Source organism: uncultured Proteiniphilum sp. (assembly GCF_937873925.1).
Lineage (GTDB): Bacteria > Bacteroidota > Bacteroidia > Bacteroidales > Dysgonomonadaceae > Proteiniphilum.
This window is the reverse complement of sequence record NZ_CALNAT010000027.1, coordinates 1-24,621: the sequence shown is the minus strand read 5'-3', so window position 1 is coordinate 24,621 and position 24,621 is coordinate 1. Positions and strand designations below refer to the sequence as shown.

The 24,621-nt window shown below is 45.8% G+C and carries 24 protein-coding genes and 1 pseudogene; 10 read left to right on the top strand and 15 right to left on the bottom strand.

Annotated features, from left to right (window positions below; genetic code table 11):
• The first annotated feature begins 121 nt into the window (after window positions 1–121).
• On the top strand, window positions 122–283 hold the full coding sequence (locus Q0502_RS18900; protein ID WP_366521727.1) for a hypothetical protein: 162 nt from the start codon (window positions 122–124) through the stop codon (window positions 281–283).
• Between the two features lies 1 nt (window position 284).
• A pseudogene (locus Q0502_RS01750) lies at window positions 285–602 on the top strand (hypothetical protein); the annotation flags it as partial.
• Between the two features lie 51 nt (window positions 603–653).
• Here Q0502_RS01750 and Q0502_RS01745 read toward each other — a convergent pair.
• From Q0502_RS01745 to Q0502_RS01720, 6 genes are all read right to left on the bottom strand, one after another.
• Window positions 654–2,219 (bottom strand): sulfatase-like hydrolase/transferase, encoded by a 1,566-nt coding sequence (locus Q0502_RS01745; RefSeq protein ID WP_298646409.1) that lies wholly within the window; start codon window positions 2,217–2,219, stop codon window positions 654–656.
• Between the two features lie 169 nt (window positions 2,220–2,388).
• On the bottom strand, window positions 2,389–3,672 hold the full coding sequence (gene eno, locus Q0502_RS01740; protein WP_298646407.1) for a phosphopyruvate hydratase: 1,284 nt from the start codon (window positions 3,670–3,672) through the stop codon (window positions 2,389–2,391).
• Between the two features lie 187 nt (window positions 3,673–3,859).
• The gene (locus Q0502_RS01735; protein WP_298646405.1) at window positions 3,860–4,468 is read right to left on the bottom strand and encodes a MarC family protein; all 609 of its coding nucleotides are present in this window, start codon (window positions 4,466–4,468) and stop codon (window positions 3,860–3,862) included.
• An 85-nt stretch (window positions 4,469–4,553) separates the two neighbouring features.
• Window positions 4,554–5,729, bottom strand: a complete 1,176-nt coding sequence (locus tag Q0502_RS01730) for a hypothetical protein (RefSeq protein WP_298646403.1) — start codon at window positions 5,727–5,729, stop codon at window positions 4,554–4,556.
• Between the two features lie 160 nt (window positions 5,730–5,889).
• Window positions 5,890–6,525, bottom strand: coding sequence for an OmpH family outer membrane protein (locus tag Q0502_RS01725; RefSeq protein ID WP_298646401.1), 636 nt, complete (start codon window positions 6,523–6,525; stop codon window positions 5,890–5,892).
• Window positions 6,526–6,542: 17 nt separating this feature from the next.
• Window positions 6,543–6,758 carry a hypothetical protein gene (locus tag Q0502_RS01720; protein ID WP_298646399.1) on the bottom strand — a complete coding sequence of 72 codons (216 nt, stop codon included), beginning with the start codon at window positions 6,756–6,758 and terminating at the stop codon, window positions 6,543–6,545.
• A gap of 143 nt (window positions 6,759–6,901) precedes the next feature.
• Here Q0502_RS01720 and Q0502_RS01715 point away from each other — a divergent pair, with 143 nt between their 5' ends.
• The 4 genes from Q0502_RS01715 to tatC all read left to right on the top strand — a co-directional run bounded on the left by Q0502_RS01715 (window position 6,902) and on the right by tatC (window position 10,692).
• Window positions 6,902–8,353: an aminoacyl-histidine dipeptidase gene (locus Q0502_RS01715; RefSeq protein WP_298646397.1), complete on the top strand. Its 1,452-nt coding sequence runs from the start codon at window positions 6,902–6,904 to the stop codon at window positions 8,351–8,353.
• Window positions 8,354–8,356: 3 nt separating this feature from the next.
• Window positions 8,357–9,391 carry an endonuclease/exonuclease/phosphatase family protein gene (locus Q0502_RS01710; RefSeq protein WP_298646395.1) on the top strand — a complete coding sequence of 345 codons (1,035 nt, stop codon included), beginning with the start codon at window positions 8,357–8,359 and terminating at the stop codon, window positions 9,389–9,391.
• 123 nt (window positions 9,392–9,514) lie between these two features.
• On the top strand, window positions 9,515–9,718 hold the full coding sequence (locus Q0502_RS01705) for a twin-arginine translocase TatA/TatE family subunit (protein WP_298646393.1): 204 nt from the start codon (window positions 9,515–9,517) through the stop codon (window positions 9,716–9,718).
• Window positions 9,719–9,864: 146 nt separating this feature from the next.
• Window positions 9,865–10,692 (top strand): twin-arginine translocase subunit TatC, encoded by an 828-nt coding sequence (gene tatC, locus Q0502_RS01700; protein WP_298646391.1) that lies wholly within the window; start codon window positions 9,865–9,867, stop codon window positions 10,690–10,692.
• An 85-nt stretch (window positions 10,693–10,777) separates the two neighbouring features.
• Here tatC and Q0502_RS01695 read toward each other — a convergent pair whose 3' ends face one another.
• The 9 genes from Q0502_RS01695 to Q0502_RS01655 all read right to left on the bottom strand — a co-directional run bounded on the left by Q0502_RS01695 (window position 10,778) and on the right by Q0502_RS01655 (window position 20,127).
• Window positions 10,778–11,152 carry a YccF domain-containing protein gene (locus tag Q0502_RS01695; protein ID WP_298646389.1) on the bottom strand — a complete coding sequence of 125 codons (375 nt, stop codon included), beginning with the start codon at window positions 11,150–11,152 and terminating at the stop codon, window positions 10,778–10,780.
• A complete protein-coding gene (locus Q0502_RS01690) occupies window positions 11,149–11,526 on the bottom strand; it encodes a RidA family protein (RefSeq protein WP_298646387.1) in 378 nt (125 codons plus the stop codon). Before Q0502_RS01690 ends, Q0502_RS01695 begins: the two co-directional genes overlap by 4 nt.
• A 215-nt stretch (window positions 11,527–11,741) precedes the next feature.
• Complete coding sequence (gene rlmB / locus Q0502_RS01685) at window positions 11,742–12,485, bottom strand: 23S rRNA (guanosine(2251)-2'-O)-methyltransferase RlmB (protein WP_298646385.1); 744 nt, start codon at window positions 12,483–12,485, stop codon at window positions 11,742–11,744.
• A complete protein-coding gene (recN, locus tag Q0502_RS01680) occupies window positions 12,482–14,149 on the bottom strand; it encodes a DNA repair protein RecN (protein ID WP_298646410.1) in 1,668 nt (555 codons plus the stop codon). Before recN ends, rlmB begins: the two co-directional genes overlap by 4 nt.
• Window positions 14,150–14,236: 87 nt before the next feature.
• The gene (locus Q0502_RS01675) at window positions 14,237–15,136 is read right to left on the bottom strand and encodes a DUF4835 family protein (RefSeq protein ID WP_298646383.1); all 900 of its coding nucleotides are present in this window, start codon (window positions 15,134–15,136) and stop codon (window positions 14,237–14,239) included.
• A 1-nt stretch (window position 15,137) separates the two neighbouring features.
• A complete protein-coding gene (locus Q0502_RS01670) occupies window positions 15,138–15,437 on the bottom strand; it encodes a chaperone modulator CbpM (protein WP_298646381.1) in 300 nt (99 codons plus the stop codon).
• Window positions 15,434–16,354: a J domain-containing protein gene (locus Q0502_RS01665; protein WP_298646380.1), complete on the bottom strand. Its 921-nt coding sequence runs from the start codon at window positions 16,352–16,354 to the stop codon at window positions 15,434–15,436. The genes Q0502_RS01670 and Q0502_RS01665 overlap by 4 nt, the downstream gene beginning before the upstream one ends.
• A gap of 175 nt (window positions 16,355–16,529) precedes the next feature.
• Entirely contained in the window at window positions 16,530–18,557 is a 2,028-nt protein-coding gene (locus Q0502_RS01660) for an OmpA family protein (RefSeq protein ID WP_298646378.1), read from the bottom strand.
• A gap of 52 nt (window positions 18,558–18,609) precedes the next feature.
• Window positions 18,610–20,127, bottom strand: a complete 1,518-nt coding sequence (locus Q0502_RS01655) for a DUF4301 family protein (protein ID WP_298646376.1) — start codon at window positions 20,125–20,127, stop codon at window positions 18,610–18,612.
• A 413-nt stretch (window positions 20,128–20,540) separates the two neighbouring features.
• Here Q0502_RS01655 and dnaK point away from each other — a divergent pair, with 413 nt between their 5' ends.
• The 4 genes from dnaK (at window position 20,541) to Q0502_RS01635 (ending at window position 24,612) form a co-directional block, all read left to right on the top strand.
• Complete coding sequence (gene dnaK, locus Q0502_RS01650) at window positions 20,541–22,454, top strand: molecular chaperone DnaK (protein ID WP_298646374.1); 1,914 nt, start codon at window positions 20,541–20,543, stop codon at window positions 22,452–22,454.
• Window positions 22,455–22,709: 255 nt separating this feature from the next.
• A complete protein-coding gene (locus Q0502_RS01645; protein WP_298646373.1) occupies window positions 22,710–22,856 on the top strand; it encodes a hypothetical protein in 147 nt (48 codons plus the stop codon).
• A 614-nt stretch (window positions 22,857–23,470) separates the two neighbouring features.
• Window positions 23,471–23,662, top strand: coding sequence for a 30S ribosomal protein S21 (rpsU, locus tag Q0502_RS01640; RefSeq protein WP_298646371.1), 192 nt, complete (start codon window positions 23,471–23,473; stop codon window positions 23,660–23,662).
• A 59-nt stretch (window positions 23,663–23,721) separates the two neighbouring features.
• Entirely contained in the window at window positions 23,722–24,612 is an 891-nt protein-coding gene (locus tag Q0502_RS01635) for a tyrosine recombinase XerC (RefSeq protein ID WP_298646369.1), read from the top strand.
• Window positions 24,613–24,621: the final 9 nt, after the last annotated feature.

Sequence of the window (24,621 nt, the reverse complement as noted above, 5' to 3'; positions counted from 1 at the left end):
GAAGGTGGCGGAGTAAGTTGTTACAGGCAATAAGGAGAAATTGAATAAAATACACCCTATTTGCTAAAAAAGAAACGATTAGAAATTGTAAGAAAGCATTATCCCAATGCGCTGACAACTATTGACTCCATCAACCTTTATTTATTACGGTCCGCATATCGGTATTTCGAGAGATGGGCATATAGGCAAGAGACAAAGCGAACTATCCAACTGTTGCGGTGCAGCCCCGGGCGCATTGGACAAGCTGCTCAACAATATCATAGAGAAAGGAAAGGCAAGGTAAGGTAACAGAACTGGACTACCAGATGAATACCAGAGAGCAGATTCTTTTTGATAAGAAAGAGAGGATATTCTCTGCCGGAGAACCTCTTTATGAAGCGACCGAAGTTATTTATGAAGCCATCGACAACAGAATCCGGGAGCTTGTGACCAGTACCGAGTTTCATTGTCAATATATTATACTAATGGGTGTTATAGTCATCAATGGCGATATGGATATGGGGTCATTCTCCGCGACAAAACGCATTGAGGTCATTAATCTTTACGACCGGACAAGAACCCACATTACGCCTTATTTTTTCAAGCATCTTTATTTGGGATAATACCTGAAACCATTGACTGGCTAGTCTCTTATACCTCTATTAATTTATTAATCAACGGAATAAATAATTATGCTCATTCCTTTTAAACCGATATCTTTGTCTCGGTACAGGAATAGGATCCTGTGCAGATATTTCCCATCTTAATAAATTTTCAACCATTTCATTTTTAATGATTTCATAAGCCTTGTCTCCGAAGAGATTATCCAGTTCCGAAGGATCGTCTTTCAAATTATAGAGCTGACCGTTTCCATCCATATCATACACTAATTTCCAATCGCCTTTGCGAAGCATACGCATAGTACCGCTTTGCGTCCATGTATTCAACTCGTCAAAAAATAGTCCTTTTTTCCCCACAGCTCCTTCTTCTCTATAGTCTGTAGCATCATTTCTGGTATAGTACATTCCTCCAAATCCATCCTGAGACATCACGCTCTCAAATTCTTCTTCAGGATATTCTTTCCCTTGCAATAGAGGCCACAAACTGCGTCCCTGTACTCCTGCCGGAATATCTGCACCCATTACTTCACATATCGTAGGGAAGATATCGATAATACTTACATGGCCTTCATGGGGGTTTACTGAGGCTTTTATTCCGGGTCCGGTCCATTGCATGGGTATACGGGCAATGACATCATCCAGTCCGACCCCTTTTTTCATTAAACCGTATTCTCCCACATAATCACCGTGATCTGCAATAAACACGATAATAGTATTATCATATACTCCCTTTTTCTTCAATTCATCTACAAAACGAGCCAGTTGATCATCAATCATCCGTAACATTCCGTGGTAAATTGAACGTAAGCGTTGCAAATTCTTTTGATAACCGACATGCCCTTGTCCCATCATTTCTGAAAGCAATACATATTCTTCACCCTTTATTTTCATATCCTCAGCACTACTCTTCATCGGAGGCAATGATTCGGGGGGAAACATAGAATAATAAGGTTCACATGTTTGATACGGATTATGCGGCTCTGCGATAGAAAACCACATCAAAAAAGGCTTATCCGATACGGAATCGATCCAATGAGAGGCATCATCTACCATGCGATGCGGTAATTGAGCCTCTACTCCATACGGAGAAGGTTGCATATCGGCATACATATCCAGCGTTTTTAAATATTTATCGAATGCTTGGCCGATTTCACTTTTATCTTTTGAATCCTGTCCGTCGTGATTATAAGGGCTCCAATAATCTACCCGGTCGGGAGAAAGGTGAGAATGATTTTTCCCGATCAGGACCGTTGTATATCCTTGTTCCCTGGCCACATCGAAGAGATCTTTCGTATAAAAGGCATCCTTAATATTGTGATTGGAACGCACATGGGTTGCACTGGGGAATCTTCCCGTTAACATGGAGACGCGGGCGGGACCGCTCGCCGGAGCTGCCGTATATGCCCGGTTAAACCACGTCCCTTTCTCTGCCAAACTATCGGTAAAAGGCATTGTGTTTAAAGGGTACCCTTCACGCTGCATTAAGTCGGCACGTAACTGATCTGCCATGATAATGATGATGTTGGGATTTTTTTGGGTTTCCTGACCAAACACGGAGGATAATACGGAGATAGAGACTGATATTCCTGCAAATGCTTTTCTATTAAAATTATTCTTCATAATTTATTTCCGTTTAGTCGAGCCCTGGCAAGCTCTGTTTTGCTGTTACATTGATGTCTGTATTGATTTGTTTACTTGTCAGAAACAAAGATATAAAAAGAATCGATCAATTACATAAAAAAGCCACCCCGAAGGATGGCCTTTATGGTAGAATGTATCAAGAAAATTATTATCTGATCTTCCTGTATCCGTAAACGGCGCGGTCGCCCAGTTCTTCTTCAATACGGAGCAACTGGTTGTATTTGGCCATACGGTCCGAACGGCTCAAAGAACCGGTCTTGATCTGTCCGGCATTGGTAGCCACAGAGATATCAGCAATAGTAGCGTCTTCGGTTTCACCTGAACGGTGTGAAGTTACGCTGGTATATCCGTTTCTGTGTGCCATTTCGATGGCATTCAACGTTTCGGTAAGCGTTCCGATCTGGTTCACCTTGATCAGGATAGAGTTTCCGCAACCCTCTTTGATTCCTCTTTCAAGGAATTCAACATTGGTCACGAACAGGTCGTCACCCACCAACTGGCACCGGTTGCCGATTTTATCGGTCAGCAGCTTCCATCCTTCCCAGTCGTTTTCACTCATACCGTCTTCGATTGAATCGATGGGATATTTCGTGATCAGTTCTTCCAGATAGGCAGCCTGCTCTTCACGTGAACGTTTTTTTCCGTTTACACCTTCAAATTTAGCATAGTCATATACGCCGTCTTTGTAGAATTCGGAAGAAGCGCAATCGAGTCCGATCATCACATCTTTTCCCGGCTCGTAACCTGCATTCTTAATAGCAGTCAGAATCGATTCGAGGGCCTCTTCGGTACCTCCGGCAAGATTGGGAGCGAAACCGCCTTCATCGCCTACAGCTGTACTCAGTCCTTTGTCATGAAGTACTTTCTTCAACGCATGGAATACTTCGGCACCCATACGTAGTCCTTCTTTGAAAGAATTGGCACCCACAGGGCGGATCATAAATTCCTGGAACGCGATAGGAGCGTCGGAGTGAGAGCCTCCGTTGATGATATTCATCATGGGAACAGGCAATACATAGGTGTTGGTACCGCCAATATAACGATAGAGCGGCAGGCCGAGATAGTTGGCCGCAGCCTTGGCTACTGCCAGAGATACACCCAAAAGTGCATTTGCTCCGAGGTTCGATTTTGTTTTCGTACCGTCCAGTTCAAGCAATCTGGCATCGATCTGTGTCTGTTCCAGCACATTCATACCTAACAGGGCCGGCGCTATCGTATCGTTGATATTTGCCACAGCTTTCAACACACCTTTTCCCAGATAACGGCTTTTATCTCCGTCGCGGAGTTCCAAAGCTTCGTTCTCTCCTGTGGAAGCGCCCGATGGAACGGCCGCACGTCCAAATGCGCCCGATTCTGTCAACACATCCACTTCAACGGTCGGATTGCCTCTTGAATCCAAAATTTCCCGTCCTAAAACACTTACAATTCTCATGTTGCTGAATTTTATAAATAGATTAATTTGAAAATCCCAATTGATGAAAAAAGAACCTGATATCCATAAACAAACCTGTCCGAATTTCCGCACAAATATAGTTGTTTTTTTGCTATTCGGGGTTGCCTGCAGAGAGAAAGTTGGGTTAAATGTTGGTAACAGCCCTTATATAAGTCAGAGACAGTTTTTATGCACCCGTTCCGTTCACAGTGGAAATAAGAGTAGCCAGATTGGAAGTAAGCAGTTTCACCGATATCGCCATCAGAATAACACCAAAAAATTTACGGAGGATATAGGCACCGCTCTCACCCAATAATTTCTTCACCATGTCGAGATACCTCAATACAAGATAGACGATGACCAGATTCAGCACCACAGCGATAATGATGTTCACTATATGAAATTCCGCGCGCATGGAAAGCAGGGTGGTGAAACTCCCGGGCCCGGCGATCAGCGGAAATACTACCGGGAACAGTGTGGATGAGTTATCCGCAGCGGTATTGTCGTTTTTGAATATTTCCACACCGAAAATCATCTCTATGGATAGGATCAGGAGTACAACAGCCCCGGCAACGGCAAAAGCAGAGACATCGAGTTGGAAGAGTTTCAATATCCACTCTCCGATAAATAAAAAACCTACTAATATTATGAGCGAATAGGAAGCCGCCTTCTCCGGATGGATCGTTCTGTTCTGACTTCTCAGATTCAGAAAAATAGGTACCGATCCCGTCACATCGATGATCGCGAACAAGACCAGAAAAGCGCTGATGATTTCAACTCCGTTAAGAACCGGCATAACACTCCATTTTAGAATTATGAAAGAATATTCTTACATTTTGAACACAAAATTACAAAATACCAGTCAAACCGCAAAACGACATCTAGTATTTGTCAACCAATGAAGCAAAACTTTCATACGGGAAAGGATCGGGATGCACCCGGTTAAGATACTTGATGATCCTGAAAGCATTGAAATGATGAAAGAATCGTTTCCGGAATGTGGCCGGTGAGGCGCTGTTTTCATTACAATCCCTGACCAGTCCGGGGAAATCAATCTCTTTCAGGAATTGTTGCAACGACGGATGCAATGCTTTTGTCATTGCTTCGGCCGATTGCGGATCTTTCCCGAAAAAAACATCTTTCATGTCGAAAAACTCTTTCAATATATGGAACGACTTCTCAGAATAAGCCCTTATGTTGCCTTCGGGTTCATCTTTTATCTTTTGTAATGAAGGTCCCGTACCGAACGGAACCCGATCTGAAAGACGTGCCATCGGGAAGACCCGGGTATCTTTCAACTCACGAATATTTCCAAGTGCAAATATTTTTTGCAGGAAATAGAAATCTTCCCCTCCCTGCTGGCGTCCCATACCCCCCACACGCACATAAGCTTCCGCCGAGACAGCGAAAGCAGAACCCACCGTATGATAATAGCAGGGAAATCCCGTATATTCCAGCATTGTACGAAAATAACGGATATAGGCCTCGTATTGTCTCGCCGCACTCTCGGGTACCGGGCCATCCTTCTCCAGCCGATGACGGAAATCATGAATAGTGGTGTTCAGGGACTTATCATGCGAGAAGGCCTCCCATATGGTGGTAAAAAAATTAGCCGATACCGTGCAATCGGCATCCAGCGAAATAATCACTCCCCGGGGCTTCCCGTTACGAAGAAAATGCTCCACAGCCAGGTCCATTCCTATTCTTCGTGCCAGCCCCACGCCGGCATGTTTCCTCGGCAAATCTTCAAATAATAGTGAAAAGAACCCAAAACCAGGTTTATTGTAACGGTCGGCGAACAATACGGCCTGCTCATAGGATATCTTATTCTGCCTTACAGCGTTTTCATTGCTAAGTACGCTTGAATTGAACACGATTACCGTCAACACGTTTGCTTTCGGACTATCAGATGCACGGAGATTATGCAATGTGTCGAAAAGAGCGGGTTCATTATAGCAGGGAATCACCACAACAATATCTGCCGCCGTTTCCGGGGGAATTGTGACATGCAGATATTCCGGTCTCTGTCTTTCGATATATGCCTTCCAATGCTTCATCGGTCAATCTATTCAGAACAGTGAATAAAGATTTTTAAACTAAAAATCCCTGAGGATCGAACATTTCAGTTCGTCATCAAACGGGAATAAAAGAAAAAAAGGGTAGCATCACATGGTGATATACCCTCAATTTCCTCCCTAAAGACGGTAAAAAGATTGATTACTTCCCTGAAGCAGGAGCAGCCGTGACAGGACCGTACTTGCTGTTCAGAAACTCAATCACCTCCTTGGTAATATCATATTTTTTCTCAGCGAACAGAATAGTACTTGTCGTTCTGTTATTGAAGATAATCTCGTATCTTTTGTCCAGATTGAACTCCTTCATTTTTGCTTTGATGGTATCTTCCATCTGCATATTCAATTTTTCCTGTTCCAACATGAATTCCTGTGTCAACCGTTCGGCCAGTTGCTGGTATTCCTGATTCATTTGCAAGATCCGCTCCTGCTCTTGTTGTGCCCTTTCCTGGCTCAAGAAAGCATTGTTACGCAATTTACGTTCAAAATCAGCAGCTGCGGAATTAATCTGCCCTTGCCTTTGATTCAATGTCGCACGGGTACTCTCTTCTTTTCTCAACAGCGATTCGTTGAGATCCTTGGCGAAATTGTAATTCATCAAAAGCGAATCCACGTTAACATACGCAACGGGCAATGTAATGGAAGAGTCGTTCAGCAAAGCAGAAAGATTCTTTCCGTTGGTTCCGTTAACGGATGGTTTGGAAGTAAAGTGTAAGATGTAAAGAATAATGATTGCGACCGCCAACACACCGCTGGCGATGTAAAGAGTAGAATTCTTCATTTTTGAGAGATTTAAATTTATTCTGATTTCAACATTTTCTCTATCGGACTTTCTCTTCTGCTCATCTCCGAATCCTGAGATGTGGCGCAATGGATCCCTCTCTCCTGTAACGGCTTACTATCACCGATATGGAGGCTGGGAAACTCTCCTTTCCTGGTAAAAAAAACACGCATCCCCATCAATAAAATAGCGATGAACAGGATAATGGAGCCTATAACGAGTATTTTTATCATAATAATGATGCCTTTAATGCCGCAAAGATACTCTAATTAGCCAATTAAATCACATTTTTTCAAATTAAAGATGCTAATTTTTTTGTCCATGTACCATTTTTCTTGTATTTTTACTTTCTCTATACGCCTCAAAAATAAATGATATGATGATAACAGATTTACAACCTTCCGCCATCTGGAACTATTTTTACCAGATCACACAGATCCCGAGACCATCCAAAAAAGAGGAAAGAATTCTTGCCTACCTGCTTGATTTTGCCCGTCAGCATAATCTGGAAGCTAAACAGGACAAGGCGGGCAATCTCCTGATAACCAAACCCGCCACTCCCGGCAAAGAAGATGTTCCGACTGTGATCCTGCAATCGCACGTGGATATGGTTTGCGAGAAAAATTCGGATGTGACGCATGATTTCGACAATGATCCCATCGAAACAATTATCGACGGTGACTGGATAAAGGCCAACGGCACTACGCTGGGAGCAGATAACGGTATAGGGGTAGCTGCCCAGTTAGCCCTGCTGGCAGCGGATGATATTTCGCACGGTAAGATTGAAGCGCTTTTCACCGTGGATGAAGAGACCGGCCTTACGGGAGCCAACTCTCTCGAAAAAGATTTTCTCACCGGCAGCATCCTGATCAATCTCGACACGGAAGAGGAAGGTGAGATCTATATAGGTTGTGCCGGCGGAAAGGGCACAAAAGCCTATTTCAAATACAAAGAAAAAGAGGTACCCAAGAAATACTTCTGGTTCAGGGTACAGGTAAAAGGCCTGCGCGGAGGACATTCGGGCAGTGATATCGATAAAAAACTGGGGAATGCCAACAAGATACTCACCCGCTTTCTGCACTCCATTACACGCAAAAAATATGGCATGGTCCTGTCTGAGATCGGCGGTGGAAACCTGCACAACGCCATTCCGCGGGAAGCATTCGCGCTATTGGGCGTAAAAGAAAAATACAAGGAAGACGTCCGTGTAAAACTAAACACTTTCCTGGCCCAGGTACAGGAGGAATATAAACATACCGACCCCAGCCTCGACATTCAACTGGAATCAGTACAGATCCCCTCGAAAGTGATCAACAAAAAGATCACGGAGAAATTGATCAGCGCACTATATGCCTGTCCGCACGGGGTCATCGGCATGAGTTACGATATCCCCGGACTGGTGGAGACCTCCACCAACCTGGCATCTGTGAAAATGGTCGATAATCACCAGATTGAGGTCGGCACCAGCCAACGCAGTTCCGTGGAATCCCAAAAAGAATATGTGGTGAATATGGTATCATCGGTATTTGAACTGGCCGGCACAAAAGTGACCCACAATGACGGGTATCCGGGATGGCAACCCAATCCCGATTCCAATATCCTGAAACTGGCGCAAAAAGAATACAAAACACTCTTCGGCAAGAACCCCAAAGTAAAGGCGATCCATGCAGGCCTTGAGTGCGGGTTGTTCCTTGAGAAATATCCGCACCTCGATATGATCTCGATAGGGCCGGATATGACAGACGTACATTCACCCGACGAAAAAATGAAGATCTCTTCGGTGGGTAAATTCTGGGATTTCCTGATAAAGATCCTGGAAAATATGTGAACAATGCGCCTTATCATCCTACTCGGCTCTTTCTTGATTGTTCACTCTGTGGAAGTCGTTTCTCAGAACAATTTCCGCATTATGTTCTACAATGTCGAGAATCTGTTCGACATCCATGATGATCCGCTGAAAGACGACGACGACTTTCTGCCGGATGGTTTTATGAAGTGGACATCGTGGAAATATCGGGAAAAACTGCGCAACATTACCCGTGTGGTCACGGCCGTGGGCGGCATGCAGTCCCCGGCATTGGTCGGGCTGTGCGAGATAGAGAACGACTCAGTCCTTTTTGATCTCACCAAACGGTCCCCTTTACGGGCGCAGGATTACGCATATATTACCACCGACTCGCCCGACGAGAGAGGAATTGATGTGGCGTTGCTCTACCAGCGCCATCAATTCAGGCCGTTGCACATCACTGAATACGAGATAAGATTCAGCCGGAAGAATATCGGGCCGACGCGCAACATTCTTCATGTCGCGGGAGAAGTTCTCAACGGGGACACCCTCGACCTGTTTGTCTGCCACTTTCCTTCCCGTAGCGGGGGACAGCGGGAGACGGAACCTGCGCGCCTGGAAACAGCCGCTCTTCTGAAAAACAAAGCCGACAGCCTGTTTGCCCTCCGGGAGAACGCCCATATCGTTATCATGGGTGATTTTAACGATCACCCCGGCGACAAGAGTCTTTCCCAAATACTGGAGGCAGGGAGCATACAGCCGCCTCTTCAAAGGGACAAGTTGTACAATCTCTTTCACCACCGGACAAAAGACCCCGGGTTCGGCTCTTATAAGTACCAGGGAAAATGGGAGGTACTCGATCAGTTTATCGTAAGCGGAAACCTATTAATGAAAGAGAATAGTATACACGTAAAAAACAATGAAGCACATATCTTCAGGGCAGATTTTCTGCTGGAAGATGATGAAAAGTATTATGGGAAAAAAACCTACAGGACAAATATGGGCCCCCGCTATATAGGCGGATTCAGCGACCATCTGCCCATTCATATGGATCTGGCTGTCATTCTGAGGCATCAGTAAAATCAAGCCGGCACATTTTTTTGAAAACTTTATTATAATATTCTCTCTAATATCCATAAATAAGTTCTATATTTGCATCTTATAGCAATCGGAAAGTATAAACAAATTAAATATATCGCACTTATGAATCCACTACTTATCAACTTAAACGGGTGGGAAATACCTATCATAGTTCTGGTTATCCTGATTCTTTTCGGAGGAAAAAAAATACCCGAATTCATGAAAGGTCTCGGCAAAGGCATCAACAGTTTCAAGAAAGGATTGAATGATATTGAAGAGGATATCAAAACCAATCCGACAGAAAAAAATTCAACGCCTAACACTTAGCAAAGTAACGGAAGAAACCTGCCAGATTATTCCGGTGGGTTTTTCTTTCATGGTTATTATCATAAGAGTTTATCATTTCGAACGCAAATCCGGTCAAGTCCGGTTGTTTTCGTGTTTACCTATCTATTATATAGCTCAGGATAGAAATGTCAGAGAAAGAAATGTCTTTTTGGGATCATCTGGAAGAATTCCGATGGACCCTTATTCGTATTATTATAGCTGTTATTGCTTTCTCTGTCGTAGGTTTCATCGTTATCCCAAAAATCTTCGACACCATTATCCTTGCGGCCCGTTCGTCGGATTTTATTACCTATCGTTTTTTTGAAAAGGCGAGTAAATACATTCCTTTTTTACCTGATTTTTCTGCGGATTCATTTTCAGTCGAGATGCTCAATATCAACATGACCACGCAGTTCATGACTTACATCTCTACTTCGCTGGCATTCGGTGTACTTTGTACTATCCCTTACATCCTGTATGAGTTATGGCGGTTTATAAGTCCCGCGCTCTATGACAACGAGGCAAAAGGGGTAAAGACCGCCTTCGGATTCGGGGGTGTCATGTTCATAATAGGTTGTATGGTGGGCTATTTTATTGTCTTTCCCCTGATATTCCGTTTTCTTATCACCTTTGAGCTCAGCGAATCCATTGAGAACATGATCTCGCTCGATTCCTACATGAACAACTTCTACACCCTTATCCTGATCATGGGATTGGTTTTCGAACTGCCGCTGGTGTTCTGGTTGTTATCCAAGCTCGGACTGATTTACCGCCCTTTTTTCCGGAAATACCGTCGCCATGCCGTTATAGGCTCACTCTTAGCTGCCGCGCTCATTACTCCTTCGGGTGATCCCTTCTCTCTTTTCGTGGTAACCATACCTATTTATATGTTATGGGAGATCAGCGCCTTTATGGTAAAAAAAGAACCTCCTGAAGAACAAGAGGACGAAGATCTTCCGGCAATATTCGAGTAAAGGGAAAGTTCATATATTCGGGAAAGAACGTCTGCCTATCAACCCATACGGCCAAAATAGCCGGTTGAGTAAAACAGGCTTCCGTCTATTTGTTCAAAATCGTTCTTCCGAAAGGGGTGAGCGCCAATCCCATCAGTTTAAAATGCTGATTACCGAAAGGGATACCGATAATGGTAATGTAAAAGAGCAGGCCGAACAGCAGATGGGTGAGCACAATGGGAAGTCCTCCCACAAAAAACCAGATCACATTCATAAGAAACGACAAGCATCCTGAGGATGTATCTTTTTGCACAACCTTTTTACCGAAAGGCCACAACGCCACTTCAGCCAGCTTTAACGACTGAAGCCCGAAAGGAATACCGATGATAGTCACCATCAGTGCAACGCTGCCCAACAGGTATTCAATAGCGATAAAAACACCTCCGAATACCACCCAGATCACATTTCCTATTGTCTTCATTTTACGGCGATCACTTCTATTTCCACCAAAGCGTTTTTCGGAAGGGCTTTTACGGCAAAGGCTGAACGTGCGGGAAAAGTACCGGTAAAACGGGAGGCATACACTTCGTTCATTTCCCCGAATAAGGACATATCCTCCAGAAATACCGTCGTTTTTACAATATTGTCCATACCGGCACCGGCAGCTATCAGCACTGTTTCTATATTATTGAATATCTGAGTGGTTTGCTCTTTCACGCTGCCCGGGATAATATTTCCGGTGGATGGGTCAATGGGCAACATTCCCGATAGGAATATCATCCCGTTCGTTTCGATAGCCTGACTATAAGGGCCTATCGCCGCAGGCGCACTGTTTGTTGAAATTACTCTTTTCATATTATTTTTTTAGAGTGAAGCATTCCAGGACGTTTTTATCCGTTCAAAAAATGCATTAAAACACTTGAATTGATTTTGTTTCTTAAGAGAATAAATTAATTAGTAGATTTATTGATGTGCTAATTAACAGATTATAATTGCCAATTAGCACATCAACAAATCATCCTATTAACCGGTTCACATTTTCACATTAATTTCATCGTCACATCATTACCTTATAAAATCAGCCTCCTCTGCCTCACGACCTCATAGATCAACACGCCCGCCGCGACCGATACATTCAACGACTGAATTGTCCCGGACTGGGGAATCCTCACCAGTTCGTCGCAGATACGGAGATGCTCGGGAGCCACACCCGTATCCTCCGACCCCATCACAATAGCGACCGGCACGGAAAGATCCGTTTGAGTATAAAATGAGGCGGCTTTTTCTGTGGCAGCCACTACTTTTATTCCGCTCTCTTTGAGAAAGACGATCGCCTCTTTCAGGCTCTTCTCCCGGCAGACGGGGATAGAATGTAACGCACCGGCAGAAGTTTTTATCGCATCGGCATTCACCGACACGCTTCCTCTGGCAGGAATCACCATGGCATCCACACCGGCCACTTCGCATGTCCGCGCGATAGCCCCGAAATTACGGACATCAGTCAGTCCGTCCAACACCAGAATAAACGGGTTCTTCCCCTTTTCATAGAGCAGAGGCACAATATTCTCCAGTTTCTGGTAGGTAACGGCGGAAGTGAACGCGATCACTCCCTGATGATTCTTCCGGGTGATACGGTCTATCCGCTCCAACGGAACCTTCTGCATGGGTATCTCATACCGGCGGAGCTGCTCCTGCAACTCCATAAACAACTCACCCGACAGCTCGCGCTTCACCAGCACCTTGTCGATATCCTTTCCGGCTTCCACCGCTTCAATAACGGCACGGATGCCGAAGATCATCTCTTTTTCCTTCATATTTTGTTTCTATTCAACATCACTTTTGCGTTCTCTACCGCCTGTTCCGTAATTTTCGCACCGCTCAGCATCCGGGCAATTTCCTGCACCCGCTCGCCGGAAGTCAGTTCTTTTATCCTTGTCGTTACAATATTGTCCCCCTCCTCCTTGTAGACCAGAAAATGGGTGCTCCCTTTGGAAGCGATCTGGGGAAGATGCGTAATGCCGATCACCTGCATCCGGGTTCCCATTTCCTCCATGATAGCACCTACCCTGTCGGCGACTTCACCCGATGTACCGGTATCGATCTCATCGAAAATGATGGTAGGAAGTGAAGTGGCTCCTGCGATCATCGCCTTGATGCACAACATCAGGCGTGACATCTCTCCGCCCGAAGCAATTTGTGAAACCAGCTGCAGCGCCACATTTTTATTGGCCGAGAAAAGAAACTGAACGGTATCAGCCCCTGTAACGTCAGGGATCTCTTTGGTTTTGAAATCACAGAGGAACTTTACATTGGGCATCCTCAGATAAGCCAGTCTCTCAACAAGTTCTTTTTCGATGCGGGGTGCGGCGTCCTTTCTCTTTTTGCTTAACGAACCTGCTTTTGCCATCATCGTCTTCTTTTTCTCTTCCGTCTCCTTTTCCAACGCTTTCAACCGTTCATCGAGCGAATCAATATTCTCCAGTTTCCGGGCCATTTTATCGCGCAAGCCGGTCAACTCTTCCACGGTGGTGACGGAATGTTTCTTCTGCAGGTCGTAGAGGGTACTCAGCCGCTCTTCCAGCAACTGCCTGCGGCCGGGATCAAACTCCACTTCTTCAAAATACCCGGAGATCTCCTCACGCACATCTTTCAGCTCTATAAAGACGGAATCCACCCTGGCTGCCACCTCAGCCAACCGAGGATAGAAGCGCTGTACATTATGCAGCGTATCGGCCACTGTCCGCAGCATCGACTCCACACTCCGCTCATCCTCCGATAAGAGCGAGGTTACCGCGAAAAGTCCCGTCTTGATCTCTTCGGCATGCGTCACAGTCTCCAGTTCTTCCTCTAACCGCTCCTGTTCTCCCGGTTGCAGGTTCGCCTCCGCAAGCGCCGTATATTGAAACCTGAGGTAATCTTCCTCTTCCCGGTTTTTGCGGGACTGCTCCCGGAGGTCGTTCATCGCTTTCTCCGATGAACGGTAGGCGGTATAGGCCTTTCCAAACTCCGCACGTTCCATCGCCGTATCGGCAAGCAGATCCACCACATTCAACTGAAAAAGGTTATCGTTGAGTGACAGGTTTTGGTGTTGGGAATGAATATCTATCAGTTTATCACCTAATCCTTTCAGGTCATTCAGATAGACCGGCGAGTCGTTCACAAAAGCACGTGATTTCCCGTTATTCCATATTTCCCGGCGAAGGATGCACTCGTCACCCTCGTACACCCAGTCCAGTTCCTCAAAAAAAGGCGCAAGATCGTAGGCTGAAAGATCGAAAACGCCTTCAATGACACATTTTTCGGAGCCCTGCTTAATATGTCTCGTATCAGCACGCTGCCCGAGGATCAGCGAGAGGGCACCAAGGATAATCGATTTGCCCGCACCCGTCTCACCGGAGATCACTGAAAAACCGGAATCGAATGCGATCCTGAGCGAATCGATCAATGCGAAATTCTGTATATATAGCGACTTCAACATATATTCCATTAAAATTAGTCGTTTTCCCGCTATGGCAAAGTTAAAACAAGTTTGCCTTTGCTCATTCAGCTTAACGAAAACGTTCTTTTATCTCCACTTCTCCAATTCCGCGTTGCGGGCGGGGTATAATTTCAAAAGGGCATTATAGGCCTGCCGTTTTTCCGGGACATCGGCTTTGGAAAGGAGGGTTACCATCTCTTCGAGTTTGGCGTCTCCAAAAAGCGTGATCAGCACAGTAGCCGGGCGTTTCACCTGCAACGCCGACATGAACAGGATCGAAGAGACTATTTTTTCCGATCCCGTTTCGCCGTTCCCGGACAACATATCCAGTCCCCTGCGGTGATAATCGAACCACATCTGCCGGTATTCTTCCAGTGCCCCGTCGTTAAAGGCAGCCCCAATAGCCGAACGGCCCCGGTTATTACGCCGCTCCCACCCTTTCCATCCGTAGGACTGCACATTGGCGGCGATCAATTCCATCCGACGGAAACAAGAAGTTCCGCCCAATGGTAAGCGGGAATCGAAATCGAGTCCCAGGATCAGATAAGCATAATAAGCGATGGTTGCCGCCAGATTCCCCTGAATAAAGGAGGGATCAAACTGCAAGGGTTGATATTCCGTGTAGTCGAATTCCATCTCCGTATCTCTCAGGTTCAGCATAGGAGTGAGGTAAGTACTGTTTTCCACCGGGCGGTGCGACTGTACATACAACTCACCGCGGAAGGAATTGGATGAAAGCGCTTCGGTAATAACAAGGGTAAAAGAACAATTCACCCGTTCTTCTGCCCGAAGTGGGGTGTCCGTCCATTTGCGTCCGTTGATAAAAGCATGCAATGCCTCTTCAAGAGTACTGAATATCTGTCTATTCGCACCCTGAATCCTGGAACTGTTTACCTTTACGACAGCGTTCAGTTCCTGTGCGGAAAGGGAAAATATTCCGGCAAGGAGCAAAATCGTCAGGCAACCGTATCTGAAGAATACATCCATGTCAGTATCCTATGGATTTATAGAACTGCAACTCGCTGCGTATCCGGTCCATCTCCGACTGTAACGACCTTATTCTTTCCAGCATATGATAGAGTGCTTCAATCCCTTCCACATTAATATCCATATCATAATGCCACCGGACAAACTGTTCAAGATCGGACAAATCATCGTACTCGATAAATCGCTCTTCATCCTGATGGATCACATGGACCAGCCCTACTTCCCGCAGTGATTCGATGAATGATTCTTCTACCTCATAGACTCTCAGGCACTCGTTGTATAATAATCTGTTTCCGCTCATTGTTTTCTCATTTTTGACAATTCGGTAAATAATGCTTTTTCCCTCTCTGAGAGATGTTCGGGGAGAACGATCTTCAGGGTTACATAGAGATCACCGAAGCGACCGTCTTTCTTGTACACGGGAAATCCCTTGCCTTTCAAGCGCAGTTTAGAATTGGGCTGGGTACCGGGTTTTATCGTCATTTTTACTTGTCCGTCCAGGGCATTTATCGTTATTTCTCCCCCCAATACGGCCGTATATAGATCAACCGTTTCCTCGGTGTAGAGATCATCACCCAACCGTTTAAATAGAGGATCTTCTTCAACCACGAACGTAATATACAAATCGCCGGCAGGACCGCCGTTCACGCCGGGACGACCGTATCCCGCCAGCTTAATTTTCTGTCCGTCGGACACGCCGGCAGGTATCGTAATACGTATATTCTTCCCGTCGACAGACAGCGTCTGTTGATGCGTCTGCATGGCCTGGCGAAGGGTCAGATGCAATTCGGCCTGATAATCCCCTCCCCTGAATTTCCGGCTGCCCCCGCCGCTCTCCCGCCGGCTGAATCCGCTACCGAACATAGAATGGAAAAAGTCGGAGAAATCAGCATCCGAAAAGTCGCCTTCCGTATAGAATGTATACCCTTCTTCCGGGTCACGCCATGGTTGTTGCCGGCGATATTGCTGCTGCTCTTTTTCATACTCTGCGCCATGCTTCCAATTCTCTCCGTATTGATCATATTTAGCCCGCTTTTCCGGATCGCTCAATACCTCGTTGGCTTCATTGAGTTCCTGAAATTTTTTGTGCGCTTCCTTATCATTGGGATTCAGATCGGGATGTAGTTTACGCGCCAGCTTTCGGTAAGCCTTTTTAATATCTTCCGCCGATGCATTCCTTTCAATACCCAATATTTTGTAATAATCAATGTATGCCATTCTTTTTAACGTATTATAGTTCTATTCTGGAGCCGGACAAATTTATCCGTGATCCATATACCCTATTGTATATCCGTTACAAAACCATATTCCAAAAGTAGCAAATTTTACCGACATGTTTTTATTTCTTGATCGGAAGTGTAATTTTTTATAATTAACAAACTTTCTTCTGTTATCAATGCAATATAAAATCGTTCTCGATCACTTCGAATGATGTTCTGCGGTTGATCTGATCAGCAATCCCCTGTTGGTCAATCGCAAGGGTTTCAATAAATTCTCCTGTCAACACATCTCCTTCCTTCAGAAAATCGAATTGGTCCGCTATTCTTTTCGTCACTCTCACCGGTTGGGTTTTACCGAAGCCCTGCGCCGACAAGCGTTGTGCATCCACACCGTGGGCTACGAGATAATTCACTACCGATTGCGCACGGCGCAAAGAGAGATCGTGATTGTATTCGTCCGACCCTTTGCGATCGGTATGGGCACCAAGTTTTATCGCAACAGAAGGGTTATCGTTGAGCAGGGCAATCAATATATCCAATCCTTCTTTCGATTCCGGACGCAACGTAGCACGGTCGAAATCGTAGAATATATTTTCCAGCACCACTGGCTTATGATAAGGTACCATTTCAAAATCAACATAATAAATCGTATCCTTCTCCGCGGGGGAGGTATGGAATGTCTGCTTCTGATTGAGAAAACCCTCCGCGCCTGCCATCAACAGATAATCCGCCCCTCTTTCGGCTCTGAATCGATAATTTCCCTGTTCGCCGGTCACAAACCGGAGTTGCGATCCGTCACTTCCCACCACAATTACAACCGCACCCGGTATAAATTCATCTTCCTGATCTACGGCAAAGCCTTCTATCCAGACCCTTGCTTCGGGATAAGCAAAAGAATAGATATGATCATATCCGCGCACATCATTCCGGTTAGAGCTGAAAAATCCTTTTTCTCCCTCGGGACCGAACGTAATACCGAAATCATCGGCCGGCGAGTTGAGGGGCGATTGCAGGTTACGTACCCGCCATCTGCCCGCTTCTTCCGCAGCCGTCGCCAGGGGCACCCTCTGCGGGAAGGCACTGCGCGATTCTCCCTGCCCGACGGCCATGAACAGGTCCAGCCCTCCCATCCCCGGATGCCCGTCGGAGGAGAAATAAAGGGTGGTGTCGTTACGCAGATAGGGGAAAAGTTCGTCACCCGCCGTATTGATCTCCGGCCCCAGATTCTCTATAAAAAAGCTCTCATTATTATTCCGGATTGCTGCTCTCCAGATATCTTTACCGCCATATCCGCCCGGCATATCGGAAACAAAGTAGAGATAACGGCCCGAAGGGGAGACAGCCGGATGGGCGAAAACCGACACCGAGTCATCCTTCACGATCTCCAGAGGCCGGCCCTCGCTCCACCTGCCATTGACCCATGCGGAGAGATAAATCTTCGCGGTAGCAGGTCGGTTGGGATCGGCATAGCCGAAGGTATAGTACATCCATTCCCCATCCGGCGAAAGAGAGGGTGTGCCTTCATCGTGATCGCTGTTGATCCCCGATTCGATCCGTTCCGGCTTCTGCCATTCTCCGTGCACATTTCTGACCGAGCGGAAAAGATCGTTGTATTTCATTCCGGTAACGGGACTCTTCTCTTCACCGAGGGCATCTTCTCTCGAAGAGGTAAAATAGAGCAGGTCTCCCTCCGGAGAGAGCATCGGACTGAATTCTCCCCGGTTGGAATTAAATAATTCCAACCGTTGCACTGTATATCGCGTAGGATTTTCACTCCATTCCATCGCCAGTTCCGCACCACGAAGACCGTTGCAAGCAAGCGGGTCGTCCGGCCTGAATGCCAGGAATCGGCGGTACGCCTCTGCCGCTGTTTCATATTTTCCTTCCCTGTGAAGCATCCGGGCATAGTGAAGATACATCACCGTATCGGGATACCCATAACGGATAGCGTTATTATAAGCGGTTACGGCCCGGGCAGATTGATTGAGTCTGCGATAGTTCTCCGCCATCTCAAAAGCAATGATGCCCCGTTGCGTTCGCTCCTCGCGCGGGACATTACGGTATAGTTTTCTGTAGGTTTCACTCGCGGTATAATATTCTCCACGAAGGTACTGCCCCCGCGCGTCACTCAGTTTTGCCTGATTACACGAAAGCAGCAGCCACGCAGCAGCCAGCAGGGTATATGGGATGTGAAATTTCAAACCGGTCCGTTTTGGCTGTAAACGGCTTTTTTGAGGAAATATTGTATAAAATTTACTGATGCTCCGGTCGCAACAGGTCATTCACCGTCTTCACCGGATTGAAAGTGGAGACAGGCACCTCTACGAAAATGGTGTTCCAGTTGCTCATAGCTCCATTCCACAATCCGGGTAATTCCAATGCTTTCAGTTCTTTTCCGTTTTTTGATTTGTACGAGATGAATCCGGTATTCCGGTCCACAAATTTTGTCAGGTTGTACTTGTTTCCCTGATTGCATTTCACCCCGCACACCACATCCACGGGATTAAAATGGGAACTGTTCCTGAATGCCTCCATCGCAGCGGGATCATTCTTATCGATCTGGGAACTCTCCAGTATCTGGGGAGAGGCGGTTCCATCGGCATTGACAACAATAAAAGGGCCGCCGCCCGGTTCACCCTCATTCTTCACCATCCCACAGACACGGAAAGGACGATCGAGTTTTCTTTTCAGGTATTTTTTCAATTCTTCATTTGAGGCGAACTGTCCGGAGTGAGAGATCAACAACTCCTTCTCGGTAAAAGCCAGCATTTCCGCCAGTTCATCCCTAGTGGCCTCCCCCGATTCCAGCCGGTTCAGGTAATTATGGGTGCGCTTCTGCATGGCCACAAGGATGCCTGCCAGCAATCTTTTATAATGCGCCTCGTTTTCCTTCAGCCTGTCAGGGACCACATTGTCGATATTTTTAATAAATATCACATCCGAGTCTATATCGTTCAGGTTTTCGATCAGCGCTCCGTGCCCACCGGGACGAAACAGCAGGGAGCCGTCCTCATTCCTGAAAGGTTCATTGTTCATATCCACGGCGATGGTGTCGGTAGCTGGTTTCTGAATACTATAGGATACCGAGAAAGTGGCGCCCAGCTTAAACTCATAGTTCAACTTCCTGGCTGCAACCAGCAGTTCAAACATCTCTTTATGTTCCGGAGATACGGTGAAGTGAACATTCACCTCTTCCGCTCTATTTTTAGCATAGAACGTTCCTTCCGTAAGATGCTCTCCCACAGGAGTCCTGTTTCCTTCGGGATATTTATGGAAAAGAAGCAACCCCTTGGGCATATTCCCGTAATCCATCCCCCCGGGACTAAGTAATGAGGATACCACATCTTTATACCGTCCTTCTTTGCACAATGTGGCCACATCCTTTTCGAACAAATTCTTACATGTTTCATCGAGAGGACCGAAAAATGCAAACTGTTGAATCCGGTCGAAAAACTCTTTCTCAAACGGAGTTGACGGCTCTTCATAATCAGCCTCCAAAAAGGCGAACAGATCTTTAAACATGCGACTGGCTGCACCGGAAGCCGGCACGAATTTAGTCACCTTTTTCCCGCTGTTCAAAAAATCCTGCCATGCATCCAGGTATACCTTTTCCTCTTCTTCTCCTATTTTCAGAACACCTCTCTCCACGGAAGCGGCAGCCACGATAGAAAGATAGGGAAATCCGGTGCTGAAATAATCCAGTTGCGTATCGATCTGATCCTGTGAGATCCCTTTCTCCCTCAGTAATTCCAGGTCTTGTTGTGTATACATAGTGGTCGGGCTTAAAATTATTATCTTCATTGCAAGGCGCACAAACCCCGCCGTTTTTGAACTTTTCCAAAGGTAAAGATTATTTTTGAAAAAGAGGATCCCGGAAAGTATAAATCTTCACCGGAAACCTTGACCGTCATATTGGCAGAATTCTCTCGACTTAAAAATTTGGCACAACATTTGAAAAAGAAATAGTAAGTCAAAAAATAAACCGGCGTCATCGGTGGATTTTCGACGAACAGGTAAAACAGGAATAGAAAAGAAACGAGGATGTAAGCCGATTTAATGATCTGATAAGGGACCGATTTAATAATTACCTATCAACAAATCGATCAATTAAATAATCGTTCCGGGGGCCTACACCTTGATAGAAAAAGTAAAATAATCGTATAAATATAACAACACAATAAATTATGGGAAAAATAATAGGAATAGACTTAGGGACAACCAATTCTTGCGTGGCCGTAATGGAAGGCAACGAACCCGTTGTAATACCCAATAACGAAGGCAAACGGACCACACCTTCGGTAGTGGCTTTTATGGATAACGGTGAACGGAAAGTGGGTGACCCCGCCAAGCGGCAAGCCATCACCAACCCCAATAATACCATCTCCTCCATCAAAACGTTCATGGGGGAAACATTCGATCAGGTGCAGAAAGAGATCGGCCGCGTACCTTATAAGGTAGTCAAGGGGGATAATAACACGCCGCGTGTCGATATCAACGGGCATTTTTATACTCCGCAGGAAATTTCGGCGATCGTACTGCAAAAGATGAAAAAGACAGCCGAAGACCACCTCGGGCAGGAAGTCAAAGAGGCGGTGATCACCGTGCCGGCATATTTTAGCGACGCACAACGGCAGGCTACCAAAGAGGCAGGTGAGATCGCGGGACTGACCGTCCGGCGTATCGTCAACGAACCCACGGCCGCCGCATTGGCCTATGGACTGGACAAGCAGAGCAAAGACTCCAAGGTGGCCGTATTCGACCTGGGAGGAGGTACTTTCGATATCTCTATCCTGGAACTGGGTGACGGCGTTTTCGAGGTGAAATCCACCAATGGTAATACCCACTTGGGAGGGGATGATTTCGACCATCGCATCATCGACTGGCTGGCCGATGAGTTTATGAAAGATGAAGGAGTGGACCTGCGTAAAGACCCCATGGCGCTTCAACGGCTGAAAGAAGCTGCCGAGAAAGCAAAGATTGAACTTTCAAGCGCTACCAGCACTGAGATCAACCTTCCTTACATCATGCCGGTGAACGGTATTCCGAAACACTTGGTTAAAACGCTCACCCGCGCTAAATTCGAACAGCTGATCGATGATCTGCTGCAGAAATGCAAGGAGCCCTGCCAGACAGCAATGAAAGACGCTGGAATGACCAACTCCGATATCGACGAGGTCATCCTGGTGGGCGGTTCCACCCGTATACCGGCCGTTCAGGATATGGTGGAAAAACTGTTCGGAAAAAAACCACATAAAGGGGTAAACCCGGATGAGGTGGTTGCCATCGGCGCCGCTATTCAGGGTGCTGTGCTGTCAGGAGAGGTAAAAGATGTGCTTTTGCTGGATGTAACGCCTCTTTCACTCGGTATTGAAACGCTGGGCGGTGTAATGACCAAGCTGATCGATGCAAACACCACGATCCCTACCAAAAAGAGCGAGGTATTCTCTACGGCAGCCGACAACCAACCTTCCGTACAGATCAACGTGTTGCAGGGCGAACGCTCCATGGCGCGCGATAACAAACAGATCGGGGTATTCAACCTCGATGGTATTCCACCATCCCCGCGTGGAATTCCCCAGATCGAAGTAACATTCGACATCGATGCCAACGGTATTCTGAGCGTTTCCGCCAAGGACAAGGCAACGGCCAAAGAACAAAAAATACGTATCGAAGCTTCTTCAGGCCTGAGTGACGATGAGATCAAACGGATGAAAGAAGAAGCTGCCGCTAATGCCGAAGCCGACAAGAAAGAGAAAGAACGTATCGACAAACTGAATCACGCGGACTCTACTATCTTCCAGACAGAAAAACAATTGAAGGATCTGGGAGATAAGATTCCCGCCGATAAGAAAGCGCCGATAGAAGCAGCCCTCAATAAACTGAAGGAAGCACATAAAGCACAAAATATTGATGGCATCGACGCTGCCACCAATGAGCTGAATACAGCTTTCCAGGCAGCATCACAGGACATGTACAATGCCACCAACGCCCAGACGGGTCCACAACCCGGAGCAGACGGAGGTCAGCAGTCGTCACAGAACAACAACCAATCTTCCCGCGATGATGTTACAGACGTAGATTTCGAGGAAGTAAAGTAAAGACGATTAGAAACAATAGTCCAATATTATCAAACCGCAGTAGATAGTTGATTTACTGCGGTTTTTGTTTTATAGAATGTGGGTAATATATTTGCATATTGTTTTTTATCATATATTTGTACCCTATTTGTTCCGGGCGTTAATCGGCGATGAAATGAATATCCCGTTGCAGCCCTTCGCGAAATGCTCTTAGACAGTCTTATACACCGAAATTAGAGGGGTGCTCCGACACAGATTCGAGTATATGACAACAAGATGTCCTGTAAGTTAGCAGGATTACCAACGCCTATTTTGGAAGAAGACGGAGTCGGATTTAAAGTTACGTTTTTCAAAGATCGGTTTTCGGAAGAACCATTGCAGAAATTAGGGTTGAATGAGAGGCAAGTAAAAGCTGTACTGTAAGAGAAGGGGAAAATTACGAATAAAAATATCAGGAAATAAATGAAGTTTCTAAGAGAACAGATGCTTATGAATGGGTTGAATTAATTAATGAATACAAATAAGATAAGCAATAACCTCACCGATATTCACCAGTTTATCAGGATCATATTGCTACTATAAAACCACAAACAGTTGATTTACAATACACATTAGCTCTGAGGTGAAATAAAATCGATAGCGATCATAAAAGGTAATGACCTGCTGCATAATTGCATGCGGGTTATTTTTTGAAAAAAATCGATCACATATAACATTGATATTTATATTTTTATTCTTACCTTTGCAGCCCGAAACAGAGAGGAGGTTATTGTACAACCGGAAACAGAGAAAGAAGAAATAAAACGGTTAATTTACAGGCTGAGGGCTGAAGCAGGAACAGCGAGCCGGCATACATACGAGCCAGGCAAAGGATCAAGAAAGAGCCAGGGTTCGAATTGCGGCAGGGTTCAGGCTAAATCACAGGCCGGACAAAAGACAGACCGCTGAGCCGCAGCATAAGCAATGCCTATATATATTAAGGTATGGTATTTATCATTACAATAATCTCCAATAAAAAATAATTAAACAGGTAACAAATGATCATTGTACAATTAAAAGAGGGCGAAAATATAGAAAGGGCCCTGAAGAAATTCAAACGCAAATATGAGAAAACCGGTGTAGTAAAAGAACTGCGTAGCCGTCAGGCATTCATTAAACCTTCGGTGGATAAACGTAAGAGAAAACAACACGCCGTATACGTACAGCAAATGCAACAAAGCGAAGAATAATTTTTTTCGGATTTCAAAAATTTTCTTTACTTTCGTAAGTTCATCGACGGACTAACGAAATGTGGAAGGAAAAATTCATACAATATCTCCGTGTTGAGAAGAACTACTCTTCTCACACGGAGATTTCTTATTTCAACGACCTTACTCAGTTTGAAGAATTTATCACTGAGGAGGGCGGCACATTCGATCCCGCACACATCAACAGCACCCACATCCGCATCTGGATGAGCCGCCTGATGGAACAGGGGTTGAAAGCCCGTTCCGTGAACAGAAAACTCAGCGCTGTAAAATCATTCTTCCGGTACCTGAAAAAAAAAGGGGTTATCGTGCAAAATCCCGTCGAACCGGTGTCGGGACCGAAAGCGACCAAAAAACTCCCCTCATTTGTGAACGACCCGGAGATGACTAAAGTTATCGACGACCCGATGGAATACTCCGATGATTTCCGGGGACATCGCGACCGGTTCCTGATCGAGCTGCTCTACCTTACGGGCATGCGCCGGGCAGAACTGATAGCCCTGAAAGATACCGATATCGATTTCGGAGCATGTACCCTCCGGGTAACGGGGAAACGCAACAAGCAGCGCATTATCCCCTTCTCCGACACGACAAAAGAAAAACTGAAGGAATACATCGCCGCCAGAGACGCCGAAATCGAGAACAAATCGCCTTTTCTGTTTGTTAAGGAAGATGGAGAGCCGTTATACCCTAAACTTGTTTACAATGTCATTCACAATCATCTCAGCAGCATTCCCACCCTGGCAAAAAAAAGCCCGCACGTACTGCGCCACTCTTTCGCCACCGAAATGCTGAACAACGGAGCTGAGATAAACTCGGTAAAGGAACTGTTAGGACACTCCAGCCTTGCATCCACGGAAGTCTATACACATGTTACTTTTGAAGAATTGAAAAAAGCATATCACTACGCTCATCCCAGAGCAAAAAAATGAAGGAGGAAA

Bases quoted from the DNA above. Each gene is read 5' to 3' on its own strand.
- Q0502_RS01745 (WP_298646409.1), bottom strand. From the start codon at position 2,219: ATGAAGAATAATTTTAATAGAAAAGCATTTGCAGGAATATCAGTCTCT.
- eno (WP_298646407.1), bottom strand. From the start codon at position 3,672: ATGAGAATTGTAAGTGTTTTAGGACGGGAAATTTTGGATTCAAGAGGC.
- Q0502_RS01735 (WP_298646405.1), bottom strand. From the start codon at position 4,468: ATGCCGGTTCTTAACGGAGTTGAAATCATCAGCGCTTTTCTGGTCTTG.
- Q0502_RS01730 (WP_298646403.1), bottom strand. From the start codon at position 5,729: ATGAAGCATTGGAAGGCATATATCGAAAGACAGAGACCGGAATATCTG.
- Q0502_RS01725 (WP_298646401.1), bottom strand. From the start codon at position 6,525: ATGAAGAATTCTACTCTTTACATCGCCAGCGGTGTGTTGGCGGTCGCA.
- Q0502_RS01720 (WP_298646399.1), bottom strand. From the start codon at position 6,758: ATGATAAAAATACTCGTTATAGGCTCCATTATCCTGTTCATCGCTATT.
- Q0502_RS01715 (WP_298646397.1), top strand. From the start codon at position 6,902: ATGATGATAACAGATTTACAACCTTCCGCCATCTGGAACTATTTTTAC.
- Q0502_RS01710 (WP_298646395.1), top strand. From the start codon at position 8,357: ATGCGCCTTATCATCCTACTCGGCTCTTTCTTGATTGTTCACTCTGTG.
- Q0502_RS01705 (WP_298646393.1), top strand. From the start codon at position 9,515: ATGAATCCACTACTTATCAACTTAAACGGGTGGGAAATACCTATCATA.
- tatC (WP_298646391.1), top strand. From the start codon at position 9,865: ATGTCAGAGAAAGAAATGTCTTTTTGGGATCATCTGGAAGAATTCCGA.
- Q0502_RS01695 (WP_298646389.1), bottom strand. From the start codon at position 11,152: ATGAAGACAATAGGAAATGTGATCTGGGTGGTATTCGGAGGTGTTTTT.
- Q0502_RS01690 (WP_298646387.1), bottom strand. From the start codon at position 11,526: ATGAAAAGAGTAATTTCAACAAACAGTGCGCCTGCGGCGATAGGCCCT.
- rlmB (WP_298646385.1), bottom strand. From the start codon at position 12,485: ATGAAGGAAAAAGAGATGATCTTCGGCATCCGTGCCGTTATTGAAGCG.
- recN (WP_298646410.1), bottom strand. From the start codon at position 14,149: ATGTTGAAGTCGCTATATATACAGAATTTCGCATTGATCGATTCGCTC.
- Q0502_RS01675 (WP_298646383.1), bottom strand. From the start codon at position 15,136: ATGGATGTATTCTTCAGATACGGTTGCCTGACGATTTTGCTCCTTGCC.
- Q0502_RS01670 (WP_298646381.1), bottom strand. From the start codon at position 15,437: ATGAGCGGAAACAGATTATTATACAACGAGTGCCTGAGAGTCTATGAG.
- Q0502_RS01665 (WP_298646380.1), bottom strand. From the start codon at position 16,354: ATGGCATACATTGATTATTACAAAATATTGGGTATTGAAAGGAATGCA.
- Q0502_RS01655 (WP_298646376.1), bottom strand. From the start codon at position 20,127: ATGTATACACAACAAGACCTGGAATTACTGAGGGAGAAAGGGATCTCA.
- dnaK (WP_298646374.1), top strand. From the start codon at position 20,541: ATGGGAAAAATAATAGGAATAGACTTAGGGACAACCAATTCTTGCGTG.
- Q0502_RS01645 (WP_298646373.1), top strand. From the start codon at position 22,710: ATGTCCTGTAAGTTAGCAGGATTACCAACGCCTATTTTGGAAGAAGAC.
- rpsU (WP_298646371.1), top strand. From the start codon at position 23,471: ATGATCATTGTACAATTAAAAGAGGGCGAAAATATAGAAAGGGCCCTG.
- Q0502_RS01635 (WP_298646369.1), top strand. From the start codon at position 23,722: ATGTGGAAGGAAAAATTCATACAATATCTCCGTGTTGAGAAGAACTAC.